Source organism: Nitratireductor aquimarinus (assembly GCF_017255295.1).
GTDB classification, from domain to species: domain Bacteria; phylum Pseudomonadota; class Alphaproteobacteria; order Rhizobiales; family Rhizobiaceae; genus Nitratireductor; species Nitratireductor aquimarinus.
On the sequence record NZ_JAFKDE010000006.1, the window covers coordinates 182,917 to 208,464 of the forward strand.

Consider the following 25,548-nt stretch of genomic DNA (forward strand, 5'->3'; position numbering starts at 1 on the left):
ATCTCAACAAAAAGCCCCGCTCAGGACGGGGCTTTTTTCATTTCAGCCTTCGCGAAGAACCAGATCTATCCGAGCTTCACGGTGCGAAGGCGCAGGGCGTTCGCGATAACGGAAACCGAAGACAGGCTCATCGCCGCTGCTGCGATCATCGGTGACAGAAGCGTGCCAAAGACCGGGTAGAGAATGCCAGCGGCGACCGGCACACCGAGCGCATTGTAGACAAAGGCAAAGAACAGGTTCTCCTTGATGTTGCGGATCGTTGCCCGCGCCAGAGCGCGCGCCCGCACAATCCCGTTCAGATCGCCCTTCACCAGCGTGATGCCGGCGCTTTCCATAGCCACGTCTGCACCGGTCCCCATGGCGATGCCCACATCGGCAGCGGCGAGTGCAGGCGCATCATTCACGCCATCGCCCGCCATCGCCACGCTGGCTCCCTTGGCGCGCAGCTCCTCGATCAGCGCCTGCTTGCTCTCCGGCAGCATGTCGGCGCGCACTTCATCAATGCCGAGGCGTTCTGCGACCGCCTTCGCCGTGCGGGCATTGTCGCCGGTCGCCATGATGATGGTGAGGCCGAGATCATGAAGCGCGCGGATCGCATCGGCCGTCGTCTCCTTGACCGGATCGGCGACGGCAATGAGGCCGGCTGCCTTTCCGTCGACAGAAACGAACATGGCTGTCTTGCCATCGCTGCGCAGTGCGTCGGCCTGTTCAACCAGAGCGTCAACCGTGACGCCGGCCTCTTCCATCATCGCCCTGTTGCCCAGTGCGACATGGTTGCCCGAGACCGTGCCGGAAACACCCTTGCCGGTGATTGCCTCGAAATCGGAAGCCGTTTCGAGTGTGACGCCACGCTGTTCCGCGCCAGCGACGATTGCCTCGGCCAGCGGATGTTCGGAACCTCGCTCAAGACTTGCCGCCAGTTTGAGGAAGCGTTTTTCGTCGATCCCCTCGGCAACCACCACATCGGTCAGTTTCGGACGCCCCTCGGTCAGGGTTCCGGTCTTGTCCACGATCAGCGTGTCCACCCTGGCAAAGCGCTCCAGCGCCTCGGCGTCCTTGATGAGGACACCCGCCTGCGCGCCCCTGCCCGTCGCCGTCATGATCGACATGGGCGTGGCAAGCCCAAGCGCACAGGGGCAGGCAATGATGAGCACCGAGACCGCCGAGACGATGGCGAAGACCATTGAAGGCGCAGGACCGAACATCGCCCAGACGACAAAGGCAATGATGGCGACCAGCACCACCGTTGGCACGAAATAGAACGAAACCCGGTCTGCCAGCCCCTGAATGGGGGCGCGCGAGCGCTGGGCCTTGGCCACCATGTCGACGATCTGCGACAGGACCGTTTCCGAACCGACCCGGTCGGCGCGCACGATCAGCGTGCCATTCTTGTTGATCGTGCCGCCCGTTACCGGGTCCCCTTCGGCCTTTTCGACGGGAACGGGCTCGCCGGTAATCATGGATTCATCGACGGAGGAACGCCCCTTCTCGACCGTGGCGTCGACGGGAATGCTGTCGCCGGGGCGCACCCTCAACCGGTCGCCTTCACGCACGTCATCCAGCGGCACATCGGCCTCAGAACCATCCTCGGCAATGCGCCGCGCCGTTTTTGGCGCAAGATCGAGCAGGGCCCGGATGGCCGAGCCGGTACGCTCACGCGCTCTCAGCTCCAGCACCTGACCGAGAAAGACCAGCGCCACGATGACGGCCGCTGCCTCGAAATAGACCGGCACCACACCGCCTTCGCCGCGAAACTGGGCTGGGAAGATATCCGGCATCAGGGTGGCGACGACGCTGTAGGCATAGGCCGCGCCCACACCGATGGAGATGAGCGTCCACATATTGGGGCTGCGATTGACGATGGAATCGTAGCCGCGACGGAAAAACGGCAGCGCCGCCCACAGAACCACGGGCGTTGCCAGCGCGAATTCCAGCCAGACCGCAAGCGGCTCACCGATCCAGTGGCGGAAAGGCAAGCCAACCATCGGCCCCATCGCGATCAGCAGCAGCGGAACCGCCAGAACTGCGCTTACCTTGAAACGGCGGGTGAAATCCACGAGTTCGGGATTGGGCCCCTCCTCTCCGGTGGGCACGCCCATGGGCTCCAGCGCCATGCCGCAGATGGGGCATGAACCCGGCTCGTCGCGAATGATCTCGGGATGCATGGGACAGGTGTATTGGGTACCCCTGGGCATGGGCTCCTGTTGCCGCGCGCCATCCAGATACCGCTCCGGATCAGCTTCGAACCGGTCCTGACAGCGCTGCGAACAGAAATAGTGACGCTCACCGCCGTGCTCCAGCGTGTGCCCGGCTCCCTCTATCGTCACGTCCATACCGCAAACCGGGTCACGCGCCGTGGCTTCGGCGTGAGCCGTTTCGTGTTCGCCGCAGCAGGCTTTTTCAGCGTGATCATGTTTATGCGCATCGGCCATTGCACACCTCCAGAGATATGTGTTCGCTCCTGCGTTACTCCTTCCAGCCGCTGGAAGGTCAAACCCCTCTTCGCCTCAATGCAAAAAGGGCGACCCGATCGAGCCGCCCTGACATCCTGTTTCCCGCAATATGTGAAAGGCGCTAGCGCAGCATGCCCTTCACGATGCCGCTGGCTTTGCCGAAATCCATACGGCCGGGGAATTTTTCCTTCAGAACGTTCATGCAGCGCCCCATGTCGCGCAAACCGTCTGCGCCGACTTCCTGCACCACCTGGGCGCAGGCCTGCTTCAGATCGTCTTCGCCAAGGGGTTTTGGCAGAAACTCGGTGATCACCACGATCTCCTCGCGCTCCTGCTCTGCGAGCTCGAGGCGGTTTCCTTCTTCGAAAGCCTTTGCCGATTCCTGACGCTGCTTGGCCATTTTCGAGAGAATCTGGAGGATATCCTCATCACTCACAGGATCCTTGCCGGCTCCGCGATTGGCTATATCGCGGTCCTTGATAGCGGTCTGAACCAGACGCAGCGTCGAAACGCGGCGTTTGTCCTTCTGTTTGACGGCATCGTTCAACGCCCTGGCGAGTTTCTCGCGCATCATAACACCTGTCTCCAGTCACTAGGATGAACATAGCCCCGGCCGAATCTCGAAGCAAGCCGCAACGCCCCCATAAGTCATTGGAAACATTGGCATAAATATTTATTTGCTACAGATTGACCGTTTTTGAGCCTTTGCCTATTGTCCGCGACCTGCATGGACAATTTCCGTTTCGGCCTGAATCCACCGGCGATTTCGCCCGGGGCTGGACCCATGTCGATGGGCCATATGGCCTATAAGGCACTTTCTTTCAAGGCCCCTCGGGCGCAAGCCTCTTGCGCTCGGCGGCAAAAAGTGAGAACCGGTCTGCTCGCAGATCATGCTAAAGGAACCTGAACGAAGCGCCCGGTCATATGACCGTGATCGCGCCCGGGCACACGAAGGATGGAGACTTCCCAATGGCGACCAAGACCGCCCCATGGAGCACGACCCGGCCAACGGCTCTCATCGTGCTTGCCGATGGCACTGTCATAGAGGGCAAAGGCATTGGCGCTGGCGGAGAGGCCATTGGCGAGCTCTGCTTCAACACCGCGCTCACCGGCTATCAGGAGGTTCTGACCGATCCGTCCTATGCCGGGCAGATCGTCACCTTCACATTCCCGCATATCGGCAATGTCGGCGCCAATGACGAAGACATCGAAGACCTGCACCCGGCGGCGCGCGCTGGCGCGGTCGGCGCTGTTTTCCGCGCTGACATCACCAACCCCTCGAACTACCGCTCCGGCGGCCATCTCGATGGCTGGCTGAAGCGCCGCGGCATCGTGGCCATCAGCGGCGTGGACACGCGTGCGCTGACCGCGCTTCTGCGCGAAAAGGGTGCGGCCAACGCGGTGATCGCACATAATCCCGATGGCGCGTTCGACATCGAAGCCCTGAAGAGCAAGGCGCGCGAATGGTCGGGTCTGGTCGGCCTCGACCTCGCCAAGGAGGTTACCTCCGGCCAGTCGATGGGCTGGACGGAAACGCCGTGGGTCTGGGATGAAGGGTTTGGCGCGCAGGACGAGCCGACCCACCACATCGTCGCTGTCGACTATGGCGCGAAGCGCAACATTCTGCGCCTTCTGGCCGGTCTCGGCGCGAAGGTGACGGTGGTGCCCGCCAAGACCAGCGCCGCAGACATCCTCGCCATGAAGCCCGACGGTATCTTCCTCTCCAACGGCCCGGGCGATCCGGCGGCAACCGCCGATTATGCCGTACCGATGATCCGTGAACTGCTTGAAACCGACATTCCGGTCTTCGGCATCTGCCTCGGCCACCAGATGCTTGCCCTGGCGCTTGGCGGCAAGACGGTGAAGATGCATCAGGGTCATCATGGCGCAAACCACCCGGTCAAGGACTTCACCACCGGAAAGGTGGAGATCGTGTCCATGAACCACGGCTTTGCGGTGGATGGCGACACGCTGCCGGAAGGTGTGGAAGAGACCCATGTCTCGCTGTTCGACGGCAGCAATTGCGGCCTGACCATCGCCGGACGCCCGGTCTTTTCGGTGCAGCACCACCCGGAGGCCTCGCCCGGCCCGCAGGACTCACACTATCTCTTCCGCCGCTTCGCCAATCTGATCCGCGAACGGCGCGGCGAGCCCGCACTGGCGGAATAACGACACAGCAAAAAGGGCGGCTCACAGGCCGCCCTTTCTTTTTCAGCACTCCGGCTTCCGTCAGGTCGACAGACGAAGCCGGACGATCTTCTCGCCAATGTTCTCGAACACCTTCTTGAGCTGACTGCTGGAGGGGGTGTCGTAATACTGGTCCGGCCGGCTCGCGCAGGCGCTCATCAGCGTACCTGTATCGGAGTCGTCCTCTTCAAGCCGGATCGTATAGATGTCGATCCCGTCCGCTTTGGCATAGGTGCAGGCTTCAAGCGTCTTGCTGTTCATCAGCTTGGTCGACTTGCTGGAGCTGGCGTTCACTTCACCATCAAGGCGGCCGTCGACCATGTATCCAAAGCTCGAGTAGCGCGACCGCAGCCTGTCATCACGAACACCGAAAATGTTTTTGCCGTCGGTCAGCACAACCATCACCTTGATGATGCCGTCATTCGGATCGCCGCCGGCAAAGGGCTCGTGCGGCGAGAGAACCCGCGTGCCCCACGCCACACCTTCCATGATGTTGGTGTTGCCGCTTGCCTTGAGCTTTTTAACCTTCGTTTTCAGATCGGCGTAGTCGTTCGTCAAAGGCGTCAGGGGCTCGGAAACGCACATATAGTTCGGACCGCGATTGTCCTCCAGGTCTTCCAGCGCGACGCGCTTGAAGATTTGCTTGTAGCCGTTGTAACCGTATTTCTTGAGCTTCTTTTCCCGGTCATTGCCGCGCGGGTCGACCTCGGACTCGATGTAATCGTTGCGATAATCCTCAGGTTCATCAATCGCAAACGTGGGTACGAACAGTGACGCCTGATGCGTCTGAACGGCCTCGGTGTCGGCGACATCGTGACGTTTGTCGCCATCGGGCATGCGTGTCTCAACGCAACCTTTCCATTCAAGCCCCATATTGTGATAGGCTTCGAAGCGGCTAACCCCGGCTTCCAGCTCAAGCTGCGGGATTTCGCTGACGCCTTCGAGATCAAGCCATGGAGCGCCAGTATCCTTGACGATCTTGCCGTTCTTGTCGAAATCCGGTGCAAATTGCGGACCGACATTGACGAAAGTCGAGAATGGCACAAGCGAAAACCGCAGGCGCTCGGGATCCTTGACCTGCGCAGAGATGTTGTCGACCAGTCCCTCGACCGCCGTTTTCATGTCGCGGAGTTTGCGTCCGCTCATGGAGCCCGTCGTGTCCAGAACCAGAGCGATTTCATAGGAAATCAGCGCCACATCCGCCTTCGACAGGGCGGAAACCGGCATGCTTTCCTTCCCCAGAATACCGCCGAAGAACAGCTTGACGTCCACGTCCGCCGTTACGGTGACGGATTCACCGACACGGTCAACGTCCAGATTCTTGAAAACAACGGGAAGATTGCCCGCAAGATAGGATTCGGCGATCGCGCGCGCCTCGGTATCCGTGATCGTCTTGCCCTTTTGCGCGACAGCAAGTGCTGCGCTGTCCAGACTGTTCTGGAGACTTGCGCGCACGCGGCTCATATTCGCGTAGTCCAGGGCAAAGCCAGAGCCCCCGATGAGGGCCATCGCCGACAGAGCCGTGATCATTGCAAAATTGCCGGATCGGTCCGCTCCGAAACGCTCACACAAGCGCGTCCCGGAACGCAAAAAGCGTTCTAAAAGAGAAATCATATGCCCACCCAAGCTTTTATTGTTTGGGGCAATCTATTTCTCTGCTTTTAAAAACACGTTAAACGCGAGTTGTAAATTTTACACGCGTAAATTGTGAGCCGGGTAATGCTTTTTTCTACGGAACAGTAGTCCCAGGAGCCAGACTACAGAAAAGCCAAATAGAACGCCCACGCCTGTCCAGATAAATCCGTGCAGCGTCAGTGGCACGGCTGGCTCATAATCATCCAGCGCGCCCTGTAGAAGCGGTCCATCGGGAGAACGCGCGACGATAAGCGGCCGCAGAACGGGCGAAGCCTCGTCAAATGCAGCCGACTGCCGCTCCAGATCGCCAAGCCGCCCGATCGCGACACGAACGGACGTGGCGCGGTCACGCAGAAAGTCGCTTCCAGCCTCTTCGTAGACGACAATCGCTCTCTCACGGGTGAGGTTGTTCCGGGTGGCGTCGGCATCGAAAGCCGAAACCACCAACCTCAGTTCATGCAGGGCGCCATTGAGGCGCTGGCGGTATTGCTGTGCGAACTCCGGCGCCTGCGAGGTTGCGGCTCCACATGCCAAAGCCACGGCAAGGCCGAGAATTCGTCCTGTTCCAAACATGTTCAGATCTACCTCTTGGGTGGCAGCAGAACAGCCGGCTTCGGCTTAGATCGGATCGTTGAACGTATCGCAATCGGCCAGCCGTCCGCTTTTGAGCCCCCGCGCAAACCATGTCCGCCGTTGCTGCGACGTGCCATGATTGAAACTCTCCGGCACCACATATCCCTGGGTGCGGCGCTGCAAGGTGTCGTCGCCAATCTGGTTGGCAGCGTTCAGCGCTTCCTCGATATCGCCATCTTCCAGAAGCCCTTTCTGGGCCGTGTAATGCGCCCAGATGCCGGCGAAGCAATCCGCCTGCAATTCGACACGGATGGACATGGCGTTGGCCTCGGCCTGGCTCATGCGCTGGCGCATCTGGTTGAAGCGCGGCAGGATGCCGGTCACGTTCTGCACGTGATGCCCAACCTCATGCGCCACGACATAGGCCTGGGCAAAATCGCCGGTCGCCCCGAAACGCCGGGCAAGCTGATCGAAGAAGCTCAGGTCGATATAGACCTTCTCATCGCCCGGGCAATAAAATGGCCCGGTCGCCGCCGAAGCAAAACCGCAGGCCGAACGCACGGAATCGCTGAACAGAACCATCGAAGGTTCTTTGTAATCGAGGCCCTGGGACTCGAAGATGCCGTTCCAGGTGTCTTCCGTCTCGGCGAGAACGACGCTGACGAACTGCTTCATCTCGTCGCTTGCGCCGCCTGTTTCCTGACGCTGTGTCGTGGTCGTCTGGCTACCACCGCCCGGCTCGCCAGTGAGCATGCCCAGCGGATCAATCCCGCAGGCCCGCAGAACGAAGAACAGGACGACAAGAACAATGATCCCGGACAAGCCGCCGCCAGCGCGCCTGCTACCACCGGAAGGCAACCTTATGCGCCCGCCGGATCGACCAAACCCACCCGGTAAAGAACCACCGCCGCTCGAGCGGCCCCGGCGGTCTTCGACATTGCTGCTTTGACGGCGGCCTTTCCAGCGCATGCGTGCAATTCCCAGTTGTCTTCAGTGAACTCTAGTTATCGGCTTATACACCACAACGCCAGAGATTGTTTCCCGTCAGAATCATATCCGAAGCGGCTTAGGACATGATGACAAAGTCCTTGCCCGAACGTGTTTCCGGATGAAGCGGGGCGTCAGTTAAAATCATCACCATGCCCGGATGCATGCGGTCATGCATGGCCGCGGAAAAGGCATTGTCCGTGGTCAGCCGCGACAGAAGTCGCTGCTCGGGCTGGAAATTGCCATCCGCGCCACTGTCATGGCTGATGACATACCAGCTCATGCCCTGCGCCTCTCCATCAGCGCCGTGAAGCACAAAGGCGTGGCTGCCAAGCTTCCCGCGCCCGGAGATGTTCAGATCTCCCTCGGCCAGAACGCGGCCATTCTCGACAAGCATGATGCGCCGGTCGGCGGATGAGGCAATCACCGAGGTAACGGGATATTGCTCGGCCGCGCTCCAGTCCTTCGGGTGCTTCTTGCCGTCCAGTGAGGCTTCGATCTTCTCGAACTCATGCTCGGCATAACCGGACAGGACCATGCCCGGATGCGTCAATTCCCAGGGGTCTCCATGCGCGCCGGAAATGATGACCGGCGTGCCCAGATGGGTAACCTCAAAGAGTTTTTCGGAAAAGGCCATCGGCAGGCGCACACAGCCATGCGAGGCGGGATATCCCGGCAGATTGCCTGCGTGAAGCGCGATGCCCGACCAGGTCAGCCGGTTCATGTTCGGCATGGGCGCATTGTTGTAGGTGCTGGAGCGATGGTCCCTGTCTTTCTGAAGAACCACGAAAACACCGGTCGGCGTCTCATGCCCCTGCTTGCCCGTCGAGCAGGTGGAGGCAGCGATGCGGATGCCGTTGCGGTAGACATGCACGCGCTGCTCCGGCAGCGACACGACCACCGCAACCGGCCCTGAAGGTTGACGGTCCGGGTGCCAGGTGAACTCACCGGGCTTCAGCGCATTGATGTCCTTAAGCACCTGCTCTGCGGCCACTTCCAGCCCGATCAGGCCTGCCGCTCCCAAGGCCCCTGCCCCGACCATAAAGCGCCTGCGGTTCATGCCTGACATTCCCAAGTCGCGCATTCCCATCAAGCTGGCTCCTCTCCCCGATGCCCTCCAGAAGCGCGGGAAGCGCGGAAGGCTTCAAAGACAGCATTACAGCCAAGCTTTCCACCCAAGTAAAGCAACCATAGGCGGTGAGGCGCTAATCCGTCCGGTCAACGCAGAAGCCAACTGAAAGCCCGCTTCAGCGCTTCCGCACCATCACGTTCGAACCAGCGGCCATGTGCAATGATGACACGCTCCGGTCCCCAGCCGATCATTGTTTCCACGGCCCGTTTCAACGCGGGGCGCTGGCTGGCGAAGGTGAGGCGCATGTCGCGCGGCATCGCGCCTTGCGGCGCAAGAACGCCGCCAAGCCGCGCCATGATGCGCCGCCACCAGTTGAGTTTCTGCGGCTCGAAATTCTCGATGAAATCCGTCAGGATCAGCGTTCGGCTTTCGATGTGGAAGAACTCCACCTCCGTCATGAAGCTGCCCGCAACCGGCAGGGTGCGGATTTCATCATCCCACGGATAGCCGTTCTCGTCCGTGAGTTCGCGTGTCGGGAAGTCGATGTGGCCCCTGGCCTGTTCGCGAATGCGCGGGGCCATCCAGATTTCAGCATCGGGAAAGGCAGCGCGCCACACCGGCACCCACCAGTAATGGATGCGGTTCGGCGCGACGATGAAGCGAACCGGCCCCAGCGTCTCCACGGCCGCACGCAGATCCTCCGTCATATGCGTCGGCGAATGCACGAAAAGACCGCCACCGCGCAGCCGGATGATCGTCATGCGCGTGGGGAACGGCATTTTTAGACCGGGCGGACCAAAGGGAATTGTCGGGCCGTCAACAATCCAAAGATTTTCCGTCACCGGCTTCAGCGTGTTGAGCGGCGGATAGGTGGCTGTTTCTTCATGTGCGCCCATGGCCTGCTCCCAACGGTTTGATGCCGGCTTGAGATGCCGCGCCTGCGAGAATCGGGGCAGCAGAAATGAGCGTCCCCCGCTCCGATACGGTGCCACCCGCCCCTCACAAGCGCAACTTGCCGTGTACAATATGCCTTCGTAACCTCTGGTCGCGTTGAAATCGTCATTTTCGGGGTTCCGTCAGGGCCGCCCATTGCCTATAAGGCGCGCCTAGCCCGACAATTTTTTGCCCGGCCTGCGCGCGGCATCCGCCCGTGCGGCGACGGCTTCTACGCGCGAGTGTACTTCCATGCCCAAACGCACCGACATCAAGTCGATCCTGATCATCGGGGCCGGCCCCATCGTCATCGGCCAGGCCTGCGAGTTCGACTATTCCGGCACCCAGGCCGTCAAAGCGCTGCGAGAAGAGGGCTACCGAGTCATTCTGGTGAACTCCAACCCGGCCACCATCATGACCGACCCGGAGCTTGCCGACGCCACTTATATCGAGCCGATCACGCCGGAAGTGGTCGCCAAGATCATCGCCAAGGAGCGCCCCGACGCGCTGCTCCCCACCATGGGCGGCCAGACCGCGCTCAACACCGCACTCAGCCTGCGCCGCATGGGCGTGCTCGAGCGCTACAATGTCGAGATGATCGGCGCGCAGCCCGACGCCATCGACAAGGCCGAGGACCGCTCGCTGTTCCGTGAGGCCATGGCCAAGATCGGCCTCGAGACGCCGCGCTCGATGCTGGCCAATGCATCCGACGTCAAGAACGCCGACCGCCAGAAGCACGAAGTCAAGCGCCAGGAGCTGAAAGACACGCTCTCCGACGAAGCGCTCGACGCAGCGCTGGACGATCTGGAAAACGAGTGGAACCTCGGCGAGAGCGACCGCAAGCAGCGCTACATGAACCACGCCATGGGCGTGGCCGCGCAGGCGCTCGACTTCGTCGGCCTGCCGGCAATCATCCGTCCCTCCTTCACGCTGGGCGGCACGGGCGGCGGCATCGCCTACAACCGCGAAGAGTTCTTCGAGATCGTTTCTTCCGGTCTCGACGCCTCGCCGACCACGGAAGTGCTGATCGAGGAATCCGTACTCGGCTGGAAGGAGTATGAGATGGAAGTGGTTCGCGACCGCGCGGACAACTGCATCATCATCTGCTCCATCGAGAACGTCGATCCGATGGGCGTGCACACGGGCGATTCGATCACCGTGGCCCCTGCCCTGACGCTGACGGACAAGGAGTACCAGATCATGCGCAACGCATCGATTGCGGTGCTGCGTGAGATCGGTGTGGAAACCGGCGGCTCGAACGTTCAGTTCGCCGTCAATCCGGAGAATGGCCGTCTCGTCGTCATCGAGATGAACCCGCGTGTGTCGCGCTCCTCCGCACTTGCCTCCAAGGCGACGGGCTTCCCGATCGCGAAGATCGCGGCCAAGCTCGCCGTCGGCTACACGCTGGACGAGCTGGAGAACGACATCACGGGCGGCGCGACGCCGGCATCCTTCGAACCATCCATCGACTATGTGGTCACCAAGATCCCGCGCTTCGCATTCGAGAAATTCCCGGGCTCCAAGCCGGTTCTCTCCACGGCGATGAAGTCGGTCGGCGAAGTGATGGCCATTGGCCGCACCTTTGCTGAATCCTTCCAGAAGGCGCTGCGCGGCCTTGAGACGGGCCTGACCGGTCTCGATGAGATCGAGATCCCCGGCTATGTCGTCGATGGCGATCCGTCGGAAAACAAGAACGCCATTCGCGCGGCCCTTGGCACGCCCACGCCGGACCGCCTGCGCATGGTGGCCGAAGCGATCCGTCTCGGCACCAGCCTTGAAGACGTGCACACGATGTGCCGCATCGACCCGTGGTTCCTGGAGCAGATCGCCGCGATCCTCGCCATGGAAGAACGCGTGCGCGAACATGGCCTGCCGGAAGACGCGGAAAACCTGCGCCTGCTGAAGTCCATGGGCTTCTCGGATGCACGCCTCGCGTCGCTCACGAAGAAAGAGGCGGAAGAGATTCAAAAGCAACGCCATTCGCTTGGCGTGCACCCCGTCTACAAGCGCATCGACACCTGCGCGGCCGAGTTCGCGGCGCCCACCGCCTATATGTACTCGACCTACGAGCTTCCCTTTGCGGGCGAAGTGGCCGATGAAGCCCGCGTTTCGGACCGCAAGAAGGTGGTGATCCTTGGCGGTGGCCCCAACCGTATCGGCCAGGGCATCGAGTTCGACTATTGCTGCTGTCACGCCGCCTTCGCGCTGGCCGACGCCGGTTACGAGTCGATCATGGTAAACTGCAACCCGGAGACGGTTTCCACCGACTACGACACGTCCGACCGCCTCTATTTCGAGCCGCTGACGCCTGAAGACGTTCTGGAGATCCTGCGCGCCGAACAGGCGGCGGGCACGCTGCATGGCGTGATCGTGCAGTTTGGCGGCCAGACGCCGCTCAAGCTTGCCGACGCGCTGGAAAAGGCCGGCATCCCGATCCTCGGCACCGAGCCCGACATGATCGATCTGGCCGAAGACCGCGACCGCTTCCAGAAGCTGCTTATCAAGCTTGGCCTCAAGCAGCCGAAAAACGGCATCGCCTACTCGGTCGAGCAGGCCCGTGTCGTGGCCTCCGAACTCGGCTTCCCGCTGGTCGTGCGCCCGTCCTATGTTCTGGGTGGCCGCGCCATGCAGATCATCCACAATGACACGATGCTGCAGACCTATCTGCTCGACACCGTGCCCGGCCTGGTGCCCGAGGAGATCCGCCAGAAATATCCGGCCGACAAGACGGGCCAGATCAACACGCTGCTCTCCAAGAACCCGCTTCTGTTCGACACCTATCTGACCGAAGCGATCGAGATCGACGTGGACTGCCTGTCCGATGGCAGCCAGACCTATGTGTCGGGCATCATGGAGCACATCGAGGAAGCTGGCATTCACTCCGGCGACTCCGCCTGCTCGCTGCCGGTTCACGGGCTCGACGCAGAACTGGTCAGCGAACTGGAGCGCCAGACGGCAGCCCTAGCCCGCGCGCTCAAGGTCGGCGGCCTGATGAACGTGCAGTACGCCGTGAAAAACGGCGAGGTCTACGTTCTTGAAGTCAACCCGCGCGCTTCGCGTACGGTGCCCTTCGTCGCCAAGACCATCGGCCGCCCGATTGCCAAGATCGCAGCCCGCATCATGGCCGGCGAGACGCTGGGAGACGCCTTCTCGCATTACGGCTCCATGCCGGATGCACGCGAGCTGGGCCACATCGCCGTCAAGGAAGCCGTGTTCCCGTTTGCCCGTTTCCCGGGCGTCGACACGCTGCTTGGACCGGAAATGAAGTCCACCGGCGAGGTGATGGGCCTCGACACCGATTACGCGCTCGCCTTTGCCAAGGCGCAGCTCGGTGCCGGCGTCGACCTGCCGCGCGAAGGCACGCTGTTCGTGTCGGTGCGTGACGACGACAAGGTTCGCGTCCTGCCGGCCGTCAAGCGTCTGGCCGATGCCGGCTGGCATGTTCTGGCCACCGGCGGCACAGCCCGCTTCCTGCGTGAAAACGGCATCGAAGCCGAGAAGATCAACAAGGTTCTGGAAGGCCGCCCGCACATCGAGGACGCCATCCGCAACCGTCAGGTCCAGCTCGTCTTCAACTCGACGGACGGCCAGAAGGCCATGTCGGACTCCAAGTCGCTGCGTCGCGCAACGCTGATGCAGAAGGTGCCCTACTACACCACGATGGCGGGCGCTGAAGCCGTGGCCGAGGCCATTCTGGCGCTCAAGGCCGGCAGCCTCGAAGTCCGCCCGCTGCAGAGCTATTTCGGCTAACCGCAAGCAACACTACGCAGCCGCCCGCAAATGACAGGCGGCTGCGCCTTGCTCTCCTTATGGAAGCGCGCGCTCATCCGCCCCGGCAGTGCGAAACTGCCGTCGATAGGCTATGGGTGAAATGCGGAACGCATCAACAAAGCGCTGCCGCATGGTGACGGCCGACCCGAAACCCGCCGCCTCGGCAATGGTTTCCATCCGCCTGTCCGTGGTTTCGAGAAGGCGCTGAACAAGCGCCAGCCGCTGCGCAAGAATCCACTGCGACACCGTTGTGCCGGTTTCCTTACGAAAGCGGCGCGAGAAGTTGCGCCGGCTCATTGCCGCCTTCGCGGCCAGACGGTCAAGGCAGAGCGGCTCGCTGAGATTACCGGCGGCCCACTCCAGCGTTTCCTTCAGAAGATCGCCCTGAAGCGTCTTGTGCAGCGGCTGTTCGATATACTGCGCCTGTCCGCCGCTGCGATGCGGCGCCACCACCATGCGCCGGGCAACGCGATTGGCCGTCTCTGCCCCGTGGTCACGCCGCAGGAGGTGCAGGCAGCAATCGATGGCCGCAGCCGTTCCCGCCGAGGTCAGAACATCGCCTTCATCCACATAGAGCACGCTGCGATCCAGAAACACATGCGGATAGCGCTCGGCGAAATCCTCCGCAAACACCCAGTGGGTGGAAGCCCGTCGCCCATCGAGAAGGCCCGCCTCGGCCAGAACAAAGGCCCCGACGCACAGCCCCACCAGCCGCGCGCCGCGTGCATGGGCACGTTGAAGAGCCTCGAGAAGCGCCTCAGGCGGTCTGATCTCTGGCCCTGGCCAGGCCGGTACGATCACTGTATCCGCAGTCTCAAGCGCCGAAAGATCGTGTTCCACGAACAATGAAATCCCCGAGGTGGTCCCGATCCGCCCCGGTGTCTCGGCGCACACGATCAACGCGTAACGCGGCGCTGTCAGGCGCGCCAGGTCGTCGGCAAACACCATGCAGGGCACCGAAAGGTGGAACGGGCTGATCCCCTCGAAAGCCACGACCGCAATCCTGTGCACCCCTTCACTCCCCTTCATGGCCCAAATCCATCGCTCTTTGTCGTCCGGGACACTTGTGACTGAAAGGCAGTTAAACGATTTTCCGGATCGTTACAAATCGACTGGTAATCACGCAGCGAATTATCGTAACTGAGCCTGTAAACGAGAGGCAGATTGATGACCGAAGCATTGCATCCGACCATTAGAACCATGACAGGAAGCACGCCATAAGAGGTGATAAATCCGGGAAAAACAGCACTTATTGTTATTGATTTTCAAGAAGAATATTTTTCCGGTAGAATGCCTGTCCCCAATGGCGAAGCAGCGCTGTCCAAAGCGCTTGAGCTGATCGCATGGGCCGACGCGAACAAGATTGCTGTTTATCATATACAGCATGTAACGCCGAAAGGTGCGCCAATCTTCGCGCAAGATGGAGAAACGGTCGCATTTCACCCGGAAATCGAGCCGGCAAAGCATCATCATGTCCTTTGCAAGACGTCCGTCAGCGTGTTCCCAAGCACCGATCTCGATGCCCGTCTCAAGGTGGATGGGATCGACACGCTCGTCATTGCCGGACTGATGACCCATGCCTGCGTTTCGGGAGCGGCGCGTGATGCGGTTCCGCTCGGATATGACGTGATCGTTGCCTCCGACGCCTGCGCTACACGCGACATCACCGGACCGGATGGCAAGGTGATTTCCCACGACGTTCTACACGAGGCATCGCTGGTGACGCTTTCCGACACCTTTGCCGAAATCCTCGACACGAAGGCCATTCTCGCTCTGAAAACCCGTTAGAGCGCGAATCCGGGGCTCCGTATTTCAAGGCCCCGCGCACACATTTAAAGCACCAAGGACTTTTCTGAAATGAAGCGCTTTGCAAGACATGCCCTGCCTCTTGTGGCAATGCTGGCTGTGATAGCAGCCTGTACGGACCAGGCATTGATCAAGAAAAGGATGATTTCCTTTCCCGTATCCGAACTCGAATGGATCGAGCTCCCGGATTCGGGTGGCATAAAATACGCGAATGTTCGCGGCGACCTTGCAGGCGAGAGCCCTTACGAGGCTTTCGTCCTGTTTCCGGCCGGCAAGAGCAATCCGTATCATTATCACAGTCGGGACATTTCGACGGTGGTGATGCAGGGCACATTTTACGCCGTGGTCGACGGCGAGCGTACAGAATATCCGGCTGGATCATTCTACTTCCTGCCGGGACGACTGGACCACTTCAGCGGTTGCGCTGAAGGCCAAGACTGCCTTCTCTACCAGTATCAGGACGAAGGGTTTGACCTTGTCCCGCAAAAGGTGAAGGCCAAGGCAGATTGAATGAAGCAGAGCGCGCCCTTCCAAAGGGCGCGCTCTATTCTCTCACGCAAAGAATGCACCGCCTAACGGCGACGGTAAAGCCACAGAACGACTGGCGAAAGAACGACCGTCAGCAATGCCGGTGCAAGAAGCGCCAGGAGCACTTCACCACCTGTGGCCGTTCCCGCCATCAGCCCCCTCAAAGCCGTCGTCATATGCGAAACCGGGTTCCGGACCACAAAGGCCTCCAGCCAGCCAGGCATTGTTTCGGGACGCACCATGATGTTAGAGGCGAAGACCAGCGGGAAGATGAAGGTGAAGCCGATTGTCATCACCGTCATCGGCGTGCGGATCAGAAGCCCGAGCACGATGAAGATCCAGCCCGTGCCAAACCCGATTGCGATAAGCAGCAGGAAAGAGGCGACGATGCCCGTCAGCCCCGCTTCGGGCCGATATCCCAAAACCAGCCCGACAGTCAGGATGATGAGGCCCGCAATCGTGTGACGCAGGACATCTCCGACCATCAATCCGGCAAAGGGTGACAGGGACCAGATGGGGAGTGAGCGAAAACGTTCGAAAAGCCCCTTCGACAGATCTGTCGAAAGCCCCATGCCCGAATAGACGGAATTGAACACCACCGTCTGCACGAGAATGCCCGGCAGGAAAAACTGGAGGTAATCGCTGGTCGAGCCCGCGAGCGCGCCGCCAAACACGAATGTGAAAAGCAGCGTGAACATGAGCGGCGTCATGATCAGATCGAACAGCTGCTCGGGTACATGTTTGAATTTCAGCACCGCCCGCCAGCCAAAGGTCAGCGCATTTGCCAAGGCCGAAGGCCGCGGCGGCCGCGCCACATTGGAAAGCATGGCAGGGCCAGTCTCTATGGCAGGACCAGTCTCTGCGGAACTCATGACACGTCTCCCTGTGCATCCTCTTCGATGGGCTGGCCTGTCAGCGCGAAGAACACTTCATCAAGGCTGGGCGAGCCCATGGAGAAATCGGAAAGTTCAATGCCAGCCGCAAGCAGCCTGGCGATTGCCTCATTGGCGGCTTTCGGAGACCCGGCGACAATGGAGAGCGTCGCCCCCTCGGCGCTGCGCTGCGCCGTACCGTCCAGCGCATGCTCCAGAATGGCCTCGGCCTCATCCAGACGCTCCGTATCGGCAACGGCCACATGCAGAAAGCCCGAGCCGATTGCCGACTTCAACTCGCGGCTCGTGCCCTCGGCGATCTTGCGGCCGTGATCGATCACGGCAATGCGGGCGGCGAGCTGGTCGGCTTCCTCCAGATACTGTGTTGTCAGGAGAATGGTGACGCCCGACTTCGCCAGCGCGCGGATCATCTTCCAGACACCCTGGCGCGCCTTGGGATCAAGACCAGTGGTCGGCTCATCGAGAAAGAGAACGCCCGGCGTTACGATCAGGGACGCGGCGATGTCGAGACGCCGACGCATGCCGCCCGAATAGGACTTCACCTGCTTCTTCGCCGCATCGGAAAGCTCGAAGGCGGAAAGCAGCTCATCCGCCCTCGCCTTTGCGGTGCGCCCGGCAAAGCCCCAGAGCCGCGCCAGCATGATCAGATTTTCGCGCCCCGTGAGATCCTCATCCAGCGAGGCGAACTGCCCGGTCAGCGCGATTGCGCCGCGCACGGCATGCGGCTCGGTCGCCAGATCGTGCCCCATGACGCGCGCGGTTCCACCATCAGGCTGCGCCAGCGTCGCCAGCAATCGTATGAGCGTTGTCTTCCCCGCGCCATTGGGGCCGAGAATGGCGAAAATCATGCCGCGCGGCACGTCGAGGTCGATCCCGTCCAGCGCCTTGACGTCACCGAAACGCTTGATCAGCCCGCGCACTGAAATGGCGAGCTGCGCGGCGTCCTGCGCCGCTGAACCGGTCTGAACCGGTAAAGTATCGTTCATGCCTGTTCCTCCGGCAGCCTGTTGTCAGCTGCAAGACGGATCCGGGGGGCGGAATCCGACAGCGCGGAGAAATACACCAATGAGCAATTGCCCTGAACCGCATTTCGCGGGAAGCGGGCAGGTTTGCTGACATCTCTTGCCGTCAGCTGACGTCAGTTGCGCAGGCCGGTTTCCTTAAGGATACCCTTGCGCTTTGCGTCGTAATAATAGCCGCTTGCATAGAAACGAACGGCTTTATCCTCATTGCCGTCGGCCGTCATATAAGCGCCGCGCAGATATTTGACGGCGTATTTGAGGTTCGTTTCCGCATCCAGAAGACCGGAAGCAGGCCCACGGTAGCCCATGGTCTGCGCGGTATCGTGACGGATCTGCATGAGACCCCAGTAGATACGGTTGCGGGCAGCCGGGTTGAAATTGCTCTCGCGCTTGACGACACGCCGCACCAGCCGCTCGGGCACCTCGTAAATGCCGGCATATTGCGCGATCAGTGCATCGAGCTCGGCGCTGCGCGGAGCAACCGGCGACACCTTTCCGCCAGCCTCCAGCGCCGTCAGGGCAGCACTGGGCGGACGCTGGCCCGCAAAGGCGTCCGGCGTCACATCTCCATCGCTGATCTGGGCGTCCTGCTCTGCCACCAGGCTGTTTGCCACAAGCTGCGCATCGGCACGGCTTTCAGCGGCATCAGCCTTCACCTGAACGTCGCTCCCCGCGGTCGTGCATGCAGCCAGCGACGGCAGCGCGATCACAAGTCCGGCAACGAGATAACGGGAGAAAAGAGGCAAGGCGCATTCCTTCGATCAACGAGTCCCCACCCGCGCGCCTTCTATCGCGCAACCTTGGGTAAGGCAATCATTTGTCAGGTGACCCTTCGTTCACTCTTCGTGCCAGAATGTATCCATGTTAGAGCTGGGCCGCGAAACGATCGGAATGGAAGCGCCATGTCCGTGCCCGGCCATCATGTGTTTGAAACCGCCTTCGGCTTTTGCGGCGCGGGCTGGAGCGATGCCGGCCTCGTGCGCTTTGTCCTGCCAACGCCAGAGCCTGACGCGGTTGAGCAGCAGCTGAAAGCCCGGCTGCCGGATGCCGCGACTTCCACCCCATCCGGCGCGATGGCCGGGCTTGTGGCGGCAACGCAGCGCTACTTCGCAGGAAGCGAAGAGGATTTTTCCGGGTTTACCCTCGATCTCTCGGGCATCAGCCCGTTTCACCGCACGCTCTACACGGCCATGCGAAGGCTCGCCTATGGCGAGACCACGACCTATGGCGCGCTTTGCGAGAGCGTCGGCTTTCCCAGGGCCACCCGAGAAACGGGCGCAGCCATGGGGCGTAATCCCATGCCGCTCATCATACCCTGCCATCGTGTTCTGGCAGCCGGTGGCAAGATCGGCGGATTTTCGGCTCATGGCGGCATCGCCACCAAGCAGAAGATGTTGGCCATGGAGAACGCCCGCTCTCCGAATGCGGAGCCAGCCCAGGCGTCATTCTCGTTCTAGCCGGGCTCCAGGGTCAGGGCCCTAGCCTCTGGTTGAATCTTGCTCTTGCGCACAAACACAGGTCGCGCATAATTACAGCGATTCTGGCGGTCCCGGTGGTTAGTGGGGACAGCCACAATCTTGCCGCCAATCGGTCGATTTCTTGGCGGTATTCTTGTTCAGCGTTGGGTCTCTTTTGCGTCAGTGTCATTCAAACCGACGAGAATTCCATGCGCCATTCAACCGACAACGGTATCAAGGACCGCCTGACCGAACCTTCCGAGATGGTTGCGGAGGTCAAACGCCTCCTGTCCAGCGGCATAAAGCTCGATCAGGTCCCCGCCGAGCTCTCCCAGCTGTATTACATCGACGTTGACCTCTTGAATGCCGTCCTGCGTGTCGTGCGCAAACATGCCAGCACGAATGCAGCAAAAGCCGGAAGCGCTTCGAGCCAGCGTCCGGATATTGACTCTCAGGCAGCGGCCTGAACAACAGGAAAGCCCTGAAAGAAGGGCTTTTTCATCAAATTGTAGAGAAGGCAGACACGGTTTCAAAATCCTCCTCTGGTAGCAAGAGAACAACGGGCGCAACCAGCCGCCCAAACGCATCGACCAGAAAAGAGGATAGACCCTGTTGCTCGGCAATATCTTGAATCTGCCGCTGATTGGCGGACACACCTCCAGGCCACCGGCCCCCGCGCCCTCCACTTCCGAACCGTCTTCCGCCACGCCAGCACAGGGTGGAACCAGCCAGTCGCCGGCGGCGGCGGACACGTCCGGCATACCGGCATCAGGCGCAAGACCGGGCGCGCAGCCAGCGGCGGCGTCACATGCGCGCGGCGGCCCCTCCACATATCAGGCGAGTTCCGGAAACTTCGCACCGGCAAAGGCCGATGACGACATAGCTGTTGAAGCATGGGCAAGACGTGCCGCAGTCGAGGTGCAGAGAAACGAACAGTTTGCCTCCATGCTCTCGCGCATTGCAAAACCGGAGGCATCAGAAAGCATCGTGCTGATGCAGAACCATCGGGAAGGCACGACGGATCTGGCATCGGCCACCGCCGCCTATGGCGAGAACGAAGCCTACGATGCACCGCCGGCAAGAGACAAGGCAGGCGCGTAGCTGCTCTCAGTTACAGGCGCGGTACAAGCCGGGCCTGGATCGCCGGTCGCTTCTCTGGAAGCCGAGGAACGATACAGGCGCGTGATGGAACATCGGGGCGCCGAAAACCGGATTCCACTTTTCGGCCCGATGCTCTAACGCAATGAAACGACAACCTTTTCAGGATCCCGGAAAAAGCGGTCGATTTCGAGTGGGCCAAGCTCCTGCACCGACCCGGCCATTGCCCGCCTTGCAAGCAGATCGCCCTGCACCAGATCTGCCCCGGCATCCAGCGCCGCTTCGAGCTGCGGGGGTGTCTCCACACCCTTCACAAGAACGCTGGCTCCCTGCCGCTTCAGCCCTTCCACGAGCTTTGCAAGGAGGCGTCTGGCAGGCGCAACGGGCGCGATCCGGCGGAACCAGCCCCCATCAATCTTGACGATTTCAGGCCGCAGCTTCTCGACGCGCTCAAGCGCGCTCTGCCCCGGTCCGAAACCATCGACCGAAAGGCGCACACCGCTGCTGCGCATCGTCTCCAGAAGGCGCTCCGACACTTCTGCCAGCGGATCCGGAGCAGCCCGGAAACCGCAGACAAGCGCCTGAGGCGCAACGCCGGTCTGCGCAAGCCGCGCGAGCATGAAGGCAAGATGGCTCATCGCATCCGCGTCGCTCTGCCGCTCTGTGTCGAACCCCAGATGCAGCGACAGACCGTCCTCACGCATCTGGTGGCAGTTTCCAATGTGCAGGAGACTGCAAAGTGTTCGCACCTGCCACTCGCGCTCCGGGGCGACCGACAGCAGGAACATTTCTGTCTCGACGGACTGTCCATCGAGCATTGGCTTTGCGCAGGCATCCAGCGCCTCCGGCTCAAGGCTCTCGCCGGAGACACGGAAGACCGGCTGATAAAAGGATTTCAGCCGGTAGGCTCCATGGAATCCTGTCTCCAGACCGATTTCGTCGGCGATGATGGATCCGGCAGGCGCGCCGGGGACAGTCACGGCTCCCATGACATTACGCTCCGCGCCGGCCAAATGTGCGCCTTGCACGCGCAGCAGGCGCAGACGAAGTGTCGTCCGCTGGCTTGCTCCGCTCCAGACGGGCCGCTGCATTGGAAAGGATTTCCTTGCGCGCAGTCTCGCGCGCAACTTCGAATTCATCGAACGCACCCGGCGCAAGCTGCGGTTTCGCCAGCGCAAAACCCTGCACCATCGAAACACCACAGCGCTCGGCCAGCTGAAGCTGCTCGCCGTTTTCGATGCCTTCGAAAACCGTGCGAATGCCTTTTTCGGAAAACGCGCTGACCATGTCGGTGAGCAGGCTGACGCCGGAGGCGGAAGCGAGCAGGCGCGCCGTCCACGCCCCGTCGAACTTCACGATGTCCGGTCCCAGAGCCTCAATCCGCTTCATGTCGGAATTGTCGGCGCCGTAATCGTCCACCGCCACGCGGTAACCAAAGCCTTTCAGGGCGCGCACAAACTCAAGCAGGGACGCATCGGAACCGGTTTCCTGCTCGGTGATCTCACAGACCACGCGGTGCGGCTCGACGCCTGCCTCGGCCAGCACTGTCTGAATGTCCCGCAGGGCGATTGTCGCAGAAGCAGCATCCACGAAATGCGACGGGTCGAAATTGACGAACAGGGAAGCCCCCCGGTTCAGGCATACACCGGCATTCAGAAGATGCACGGTTCGCGCCAGCGTCTCCACGTGAAAACGGTCGACTTCGGGTATGCTGGAGAAGAAAATGCCCGGCCCCACGGGCTGGCCATCGCGAAAAGGGCGCAACAGCCCCTCATAGGCGCTCACCAGAAGTCGTCCACCGCGAAAGGAGAAGATCGGCTGGAAGGCGGTTCTTAATGTGTAGCCACCCCAGACACCCACTGCACTTGCGTCCGCCTGTCGGACGATGTGGGCCAGGCCGATGCTGCGCGACATTCTGCGCTTCCTTGCAAGTCGTCATTCAATCCCGGCAGAATGGCACCCCAGCCTTTATTCGCGGTTAACGACTGGTTTAACGCTGCAAATTCGCTGGCGGCTTGCGATTTTGCTCGTGATCGGACAAGAAGGGAAACGCTGATCCTCAGCGTAAAATCTCACAGGAACCGGAGTCTTCCATTATGGCTTTCCTTGCCGATGCCCTTTCACGCGTAAAACCCTCCGCTACCATCGCGGTTTCCCAGAAAGCGCGCGAACTGAAAACGCAGGGCCGCGACGTTATCGGTCTTGGCGCAGGCGAGCCGGATTTCGACACGCCGGACAATGTGAAGAATGCAGCCATCGACGCGATCAATCGCGGCGAAACGAAATACACGCCGGTCTCCGGCATCCAGCCGCTGCGCGAGGCGATTGCCGCCAAGTTCAAGCGCGAGAACAATCTCGACTATGACTGGAAGCAGACCATCGTCGCCACCGGTGGCAAGCAGATCCTATTCAACGCCATGATGGCGACGCTCAATCCCGGCGATGAAGTTGTCATCCCGAGCCCTTATTGGGTCAGCTATCCCGAGATGGTTTCCATCTGCGGCGGCACGCCCGTCTTCGCCGAGACCAGCATCGACAACGGCTTCAAGCTGACCCCGGATGCGCTTGAAAAAGCCATCACGCCGAAGACCAAATGGCTGATCATGAACTCGCCGTCCAACCCGTCGGGCGCAGCCTACACCGAAGCCGAGCTCAAGGCGCTCGCCGACGTGCTCATGGCGCATCCGCATGTGTGGGTGCTGACGGACGACATGTATGAGCACCTCACCTATGGCGACTTCAAATTCTTCACCATCGCCGAGGTGGAGCCGAAGCTCTATGACCGCACGCTGACCATGAACGGCGTCTCCAAGGCCTATGCCATGACCGGCTGGCGCATCGGCTATGCGGCCGGCCCCATCGAGCTCATCAAGGCCATGGACATGATCCAGGGTCAGCAGACCTCGGGCGCATGCAGCATCGCACAGTGGGCCGCCGTCGAGGCGCTCAACGGTCCGCAGGACTTCATCACCAAAAACAAGGCGATCTTCCAGGGCCGCCGCGATCTGGTGGTTTCCATGCTCAACCAGGCGAAGGGCATCAACTGCCCGGTGCCGGAAGGCGCATTCTACGTCTATCCGTCCTGCGCCGAGCTGATCGGCAAGACCGCGCCTTCGGGCAAGGTCATCGAGACCGACGAAGACTTCGTGTCCGAGCTTCTGGAAGCCGAGGGCGTTGCAGTGGTGCATGGTTCGGCCTTTGGTCTTGGCCCGAACTTCCGCATTTCCTACGCCACGTCGGAAGAGCTTCTTGAAGAAGCCTGCAACCGGATTCAGCGCTTCACCGCATCGCTGAAGTAATTGCCTTAGGGGGTGTTTTGATTGCGCGGCAAAATATCTTTTTTGCCGCGCAACATTCTTAACGCCCCCTTAGAGTTTCGTATTGTTCTCTCCGTCTCCAGGGGCCTTGGGGAGAAAGCGGGGGCATGAGCATCCTCTCCACCGTGCAGCGTAATGGCGAACGGTTTTACAGCGGCGTTCAAGCGCTTTTGATTTCGGCGACGGCGATGGTGGCCATCGCCTATTTTGCGCCGCCTGAGGAAAGCGCTTTCACGACCTGGCTGCTGCTGACCTGCATGGTGCTCAGTGTCGCAGGCCTGGCCCTGCTCACCTATCTGCGACGCACCGTTTCACAGCAGCTTCAGGATGCCGTGCGCATCGAAGCCGAGCGCCACAGGGTCACCGAAACCGACCTCATGACAACCGCGCTCACACGCGGCCGTTTTCTTGACGAACTGAGCGCAAGCATCGGCACGCTGTCCAAGCCGCGACGCATCATGCTCCTGCTCGTCGATCTCGACCATTTCAAGCAGCTCAATGACGGTTTCGGCCACCAGTTCGGCGATGAGGCGCTTGCGCATCTGGTCGCCTGCGCGCGGCATTGCTTTCCCGACTGCGCCATTGGCCGACTGGGCGGCGATGAGTTCGCCATCCTGATGTACGGCAATGACCTCAACCGCTGCCGCACGCGCGCCCAGAAGCTGCTTGCCATGCTGCAGGACGGGCGCGCCTGCGAAGGACATCAGGTGCCGCTCAGCGCTTCCATCGGCATTGCCGTCGCGCCACAGCACGCGAGCAGCCACAAGGAACTGCCACTTCTGGCGGATCTGGCTCTTTACGAAAGCAAGGGCGCAGGACGCGGCAGGGTGACGGTTTTCGATCCGGACATGCTGTCGGAGAAACGTCAGCGCCGACTTCTCGAGCGTGAACTCAGGGCGGCTGTCTACCTAAACGAACTCGAGCTGCACTATCAGGTGATCACCGACACGGAGCGAAACCGCGCGGCCGTGGAGGGGCTTGTGCGGTGGCGACACCCGGTGCGCGGAATGATATCGCCGGGCGAGTTCATCCCCATTGCCGAACGGTCAAGCCTGATCGACATGATCGGCGAATGGGTTTTCCGCCGGGCCTGCCTCGATCTGCACCGCTTCCCCGACAACCGCATCAGCATCAATGTCTCGGGCGAGCAGCTGAAGCGTGATGGTCTGGTGCACATGCTGGACCGCGTTCTGCAGGAGACGGATGCGCAGGCCAACCGCTTCATTCTCGAGATTACCGAAACCGTGGCCACCGCCGCCACGCCGGAGATCATCGCCCGCATCGTTCGGCTGCGCGAGATGGGCTTCCACATTGCGCTCGACGATTTCGGCACGGGTCACTGCGGCTTCAACTATATCAAGACGCTGCCCATCGATGCGATCAAGATCGACCGCAGCTACATTCACAATCTGGACGATGACCGCATCGCCCAGGTGTTCGTCTCCGCCCTCACCCAGATCGCGCGCATTCAGGATCTCGTCATCGTGGCGGAGGGGATCGAAACAGAGGAAGAGTTCCGGCTGGCCCGCTCGGCCGGCTGCAATCGCTTTCAAGGCTATTATCTGGGAAAACCGCAGCCTCTGCCCCCTTTTCGAGAAGCGCCCGGCCTCACTGAACGTCGGGCGCTAGCTCTCTCGGCCTGACGCCCCTTGCCCAAAACACGCAGCCGTGTGACGATATTTTCACGGAGAACGTCGGCGCTCCGGCATGCAGATGCCACGCACGGGTTTCTCAAGGGCGCAGAATGCTCCTGATCATCCGTCAACGCGCCACGACCGCGCGACGGCCGCCGAGGCCGGCCGCCGCTCATGAAACG

21 protein-coding genes and 1 pseudogene are annotated in these 25,548 nt (G+C 61.0%); 9 read left to right on the top strand and 13 right to left on the bottom strand.

From position 1 onward, the window contains the following. Nucleotides 1–65 precede the first annotated feature (65 nt). Both JYP46_RS11850 and JYP46_RS11855 read right to left on the bottom strand, forming a co-directional pair. Nucleotides 66–2,432, bottom strand: a complete 2,367-nt coding sequence (locus JYP46_RS11850) for a heavy metal translocating P-type ATPase (protein ID WP_206548192.1) — start codon at nt 2,430–2,432, stop codon at nt 66–68. A 142-nt stretch (nt 2,433–2,574) separates the two neighbouring features. Further along, entirely contained in the window at nt 2,575–3,024 is a 450-nt protein-coding gene (locus tag JYP46_RS11855) for a GatB/YqeY domain-containing protein (RefSeq protein ID WP_113156380.1), read from the bottom strand. Between the two features lie 398 nt (nt 3,025–3,422). On the opposite strand from JYP46_RS11855, the gene carA reads away from it, so the two are divergent. After that, nucleotides 3,423–4,622, top strand: a complete 1,200-nt coding sequence (carA, locus tag JYP46_RS11860) for a glutamine-hydrolyzing carbamoyl-phosphate synthase small subunit (RefSeq protein WP_206543964.1) — start codon at nt 3,423–3,425, stop codon at nt 4,620–4,622. 60 nt (nt 4,623–4,682) lie between these two features. Here the strand turns inward: carA and JYP46_RS11865 are convergent, their stop codons facing one another. The 5 genes from JYP46_RS11865 to JYP46_RS11885 all read right to left on the bottom strand — a co-directional run bounded on the left by JYP46_RS11865 (nt 4,683) and on the right by JYP46_RS11885 (nt 9,803). After that, the gene (locus tag JYP46_RS11865) at nt 4,683–6,170 is read right to left on the bottom strand and encodes a TadE/TadG family type IV pilus assembly protein (protein ID WP_206548193.1); all 1,488 of its coding nucleotides are present in this window, start codon (nt 6,168–6,170) and stop codon (nt 4,683–4,685) included. Nucleotides 6,171–6,332: 162 nt separating this feature from the next. Continuing rightward, nucleotides 6,333–6,848: a DUF2937 family protein gene (locus JYP46_RS11870; RefSeq protein ID WP_206548194.1), complete on the bottom strand. Its 516-nt coding sequence runs from the start codon at nt 6,846–6,848 to the stop codon at nt 6,333–6,335. A gap of 45 nt (nt 6,849–6,893) precedes the next feature. After that, nucleotides 6,894–7,817: a KPN_02809 family neutral zinc metallopeptidase gene (ypfJ, locus tag JYP46_RS11875; protein WP_206548195.1), complete on the bottom strand. Its 924-nt coding sequence runs from the start codon at nt 7,815–7,817 to the stop codon at nt 6,894–6,896. A gap of 97 nt (nt 7,818–7,914) precedes the next feature. Continuing rightward, on the bottom strand, nt 7,915–8,895 hold the full coding sequence (locus JYP46_RS11880; protein WP_222474074.1) for a L,D-transpeptidase: 981 nt from the start codon (nt 8,893–8,895) through the stop codon (nt 7,915–7,917). Nucleotides 8,896–9,053: 158 nt separating this feature from the next. Further along, nucleotides 9,054–9,803, bottom strand: a complete 750-nt coding sequence (locus JYP46_RS11885; protein WP_113155741.1) for a DUF4336 domain-containing protein — start codon at nt 9,801–9,803, stop codon at nt 9,054–9,056. A gap of 289 nt (nt 9,804–10,092) precedes the next feature. Here JYP46_RS11885 and carB point away from each other — a divergent pair, with 289 nt between their 5' ends. Continuing rightward, complete coding sequence (carB, locus tag JYP46_RS11890) at nt 10,093–13,590, top strand: carbamoyl-phosphate synthase large subunit (protein ID WP_206548196.1); 3,498 nt, start codon at nt 10,093–10,095, stop codon at nt 13,588–13,590. 57 nt (nt 13,591–13,647) lie between these two features. Here carB and JYP46_RS11895 read toward each other — a convergent pair whose 3' ends face one another. Then, nucleotides 13,648–14,640 carry a GlxA family transcriptional regulator gene (locus JYP46_RS11895; RefSeq protein WP_206548197.1) on the bottom strand — a complete coding sequence of 331 codons (993 nt, stop codon included), beginning with the start codon at nt 14,638–14,640 and terminating at the stop codon, nt 13,648–13,650. A 195-nt stretch (nt 14,641–14,835) separates the two neighbouring features. On the opposite strand from JYP46_RS11895, the gene JYP46_RS11900 reads away from it, so the two are divergent. Together JYP46_RS11900 and JYP46_RS11905 are read left to right on the top strand one after the other, a co-directional pair. Next, complete coding sequence (locus JYP46_RS11900) at nt 14,836–15,399, top strand: isochorismatase family protein (protein WP_206548198.1); 564 nt, start codon at nt 14,836–14,838, stop codon at nt 15,397–15,399. 69 nt (nt 15,400–15,468) lie between these two features. Further along, the gene (locus tag JYP46_RS11905) at nt 15,469–15,927 is read left to right on the top strand and encodes a cupin domain-containing protein (RefSeq protein WP_206548199.1); all 459 of its coding nucleotides are present in this window, start codon (nt 15,469–15,471) and stop codon (nt 15,925–15,927) included. Nucleotides 15,928–15,989: 62 nt separating this feature from the next. Here JYP46_RS11905 and JYP46_RS11910 read toward each other — a convergent pair whose 3' ends face one another. From JYP46_RS11910 to JYP46_RS22380, 3 genes and pseudogenes are all read right to left on the bottom strand, one after another. Continuing rightward, on the bottom strand, nt 15,990–16,817 hold the full coding sequence (locus tag JYP46_RS11910) for an ABC transporter permease (protein WP_206548200.1): 828 nt from the start codon (nt 16,815–16,817) through the stop codon (nt 15,990–15,992). Further along, nucleotides 16,814–17,824: an ATP-binding cassette domain-containing protein gene (locus tag JYP46_RS11915; RefSeq protein ID WP_206548201.1), complete on the bottom strand. Its 1,011-nt coding sequence runs from the start codon at nt 17,822–17,824 to the stop codon at nt 16,814–16,816. Before JYP46_RS11915 ends, JYP46_RS11910 begins: the two co-directional genes overlap by 4 nt. A gap of 161 nt (nt 17,825–17,985) precedes the next feature. Continuing rightward, nucleotides 17,986–18,336, bottom strand: a pseudogene (locus tag JYP46_RS22380) (transglycosylase SLT domain-containing protein); the annotation flags it as partial. Nucleotides 18,337–18,762: 426 nt separating this feature from the next. On the opposite strand from JYP46_RS22380, the gene JYP46_RS11925 reads away from it, so the two are divergent. The 3 genes from JYP46_RS11925 (at nt 18,763) to JYP46_RS11935 (ending at nt 20,418) form a co-directional block, all read left to right on the top strand. Next, nucleotides 18,763–19,317 carry a methylated-DNA--[protein]-cysteine S-methyltransferase gene (locus JYP46_RS11925; protein ID WP_206548203.1) on the top strand — a complete coding sequence of 185 codons (555 nt, stop codon included), beginning with the start codon at nt 18,763–18,765 and terminating at the stop codon, nt 19,315–19,317. Nucleotides 19,318–19,526: 209 nt separating this feature from the next. Continuing rightward, nucleotides 19,527–19,784: a hypothetical protein gene (locus tag JYP46_RS11930; RefSeq protein ID WP_113155749.1), complete on the top strand. Its 258-nt coding sequence runs from the start codon at nt 19,527–19,529 to the stop codon at nt 19,782–19,784. Between the two features lie 145 nt (nt 19,785–19,929). Continuing rightward, the gene (locus JYP46_RS11935; RefSeq protein WP_206548204.1) at nt 19,930–20,418 is read left to right on the top strand and encodes a hypothetical protein; all 489 of its coding nucleotides are present in this window, start codon (nt 19,930–19,932) and stop codon (nt 20,416–20,418) included. Nucleotides 20,419–20,552: 134 nt separating this feature from the next. On the opposite strand, the gene JYP46_RS11940 is transcribed toward JYP46_RS11935, so the two are convergent. Continuing rightward, complete coding sequence (locus JYP46_RS11940; RefSeq protein WP_206548205.1) at nt 20,553–21,404, bottom strand: EAL domain-containing protein; 852 nt, start codon at nt 21,402–21,404, stop codon at nt 20,553–20,555. Nucleotides 21,405–21,408: 4 nt separating this feature from the next. Then, nucleotides 21,409–22,329: an EAL domain-containing protein gene (locus JYP46_RS11945; RefSeq protein ID WP_206548206.1), complete on the bottom strand. Its 921-nt coding sequence runs from the start codon at nt 22,327–22,329 to the stop codon at nt 21,409–21,411. A 182-nt stretch (nt 22,330–22,511) separates the two neighbouring features. On the opposite strand from JYP46_RS11945, the gene JYP46_RS11950 reads away from it, so the two are divergent. Beyond that, nucleotides 22,512–23,714, top strand: coding sequence for a pyridoxal phosphate-dependent aminotransferase (locus tag JYP46_RS11950; RefSeq protein WP_113155753.1), 1,203 nt, complete (start codon nt 22,512–22,514; stop codon nt 23,712–23,714). A 125-nt stretch (nt 23,715–23,839) separates the two neighbouring features. Continuing rightward, nucleotides 23,840–25,375: a putative bifunctional diguanylate cyclase/phosphodiesterase gene (locus tag JYP46_RS11955; RefSeq protein ID WP_113155754.1), complete on the top strand. Its 1,536-nt coding sequence runs from the start codon at nt 23,840–23,842 to the stop codon at nt 25,373–25,375. Nucleotides 25,376–25,548 lie beyond the last annotated feature (173 nt).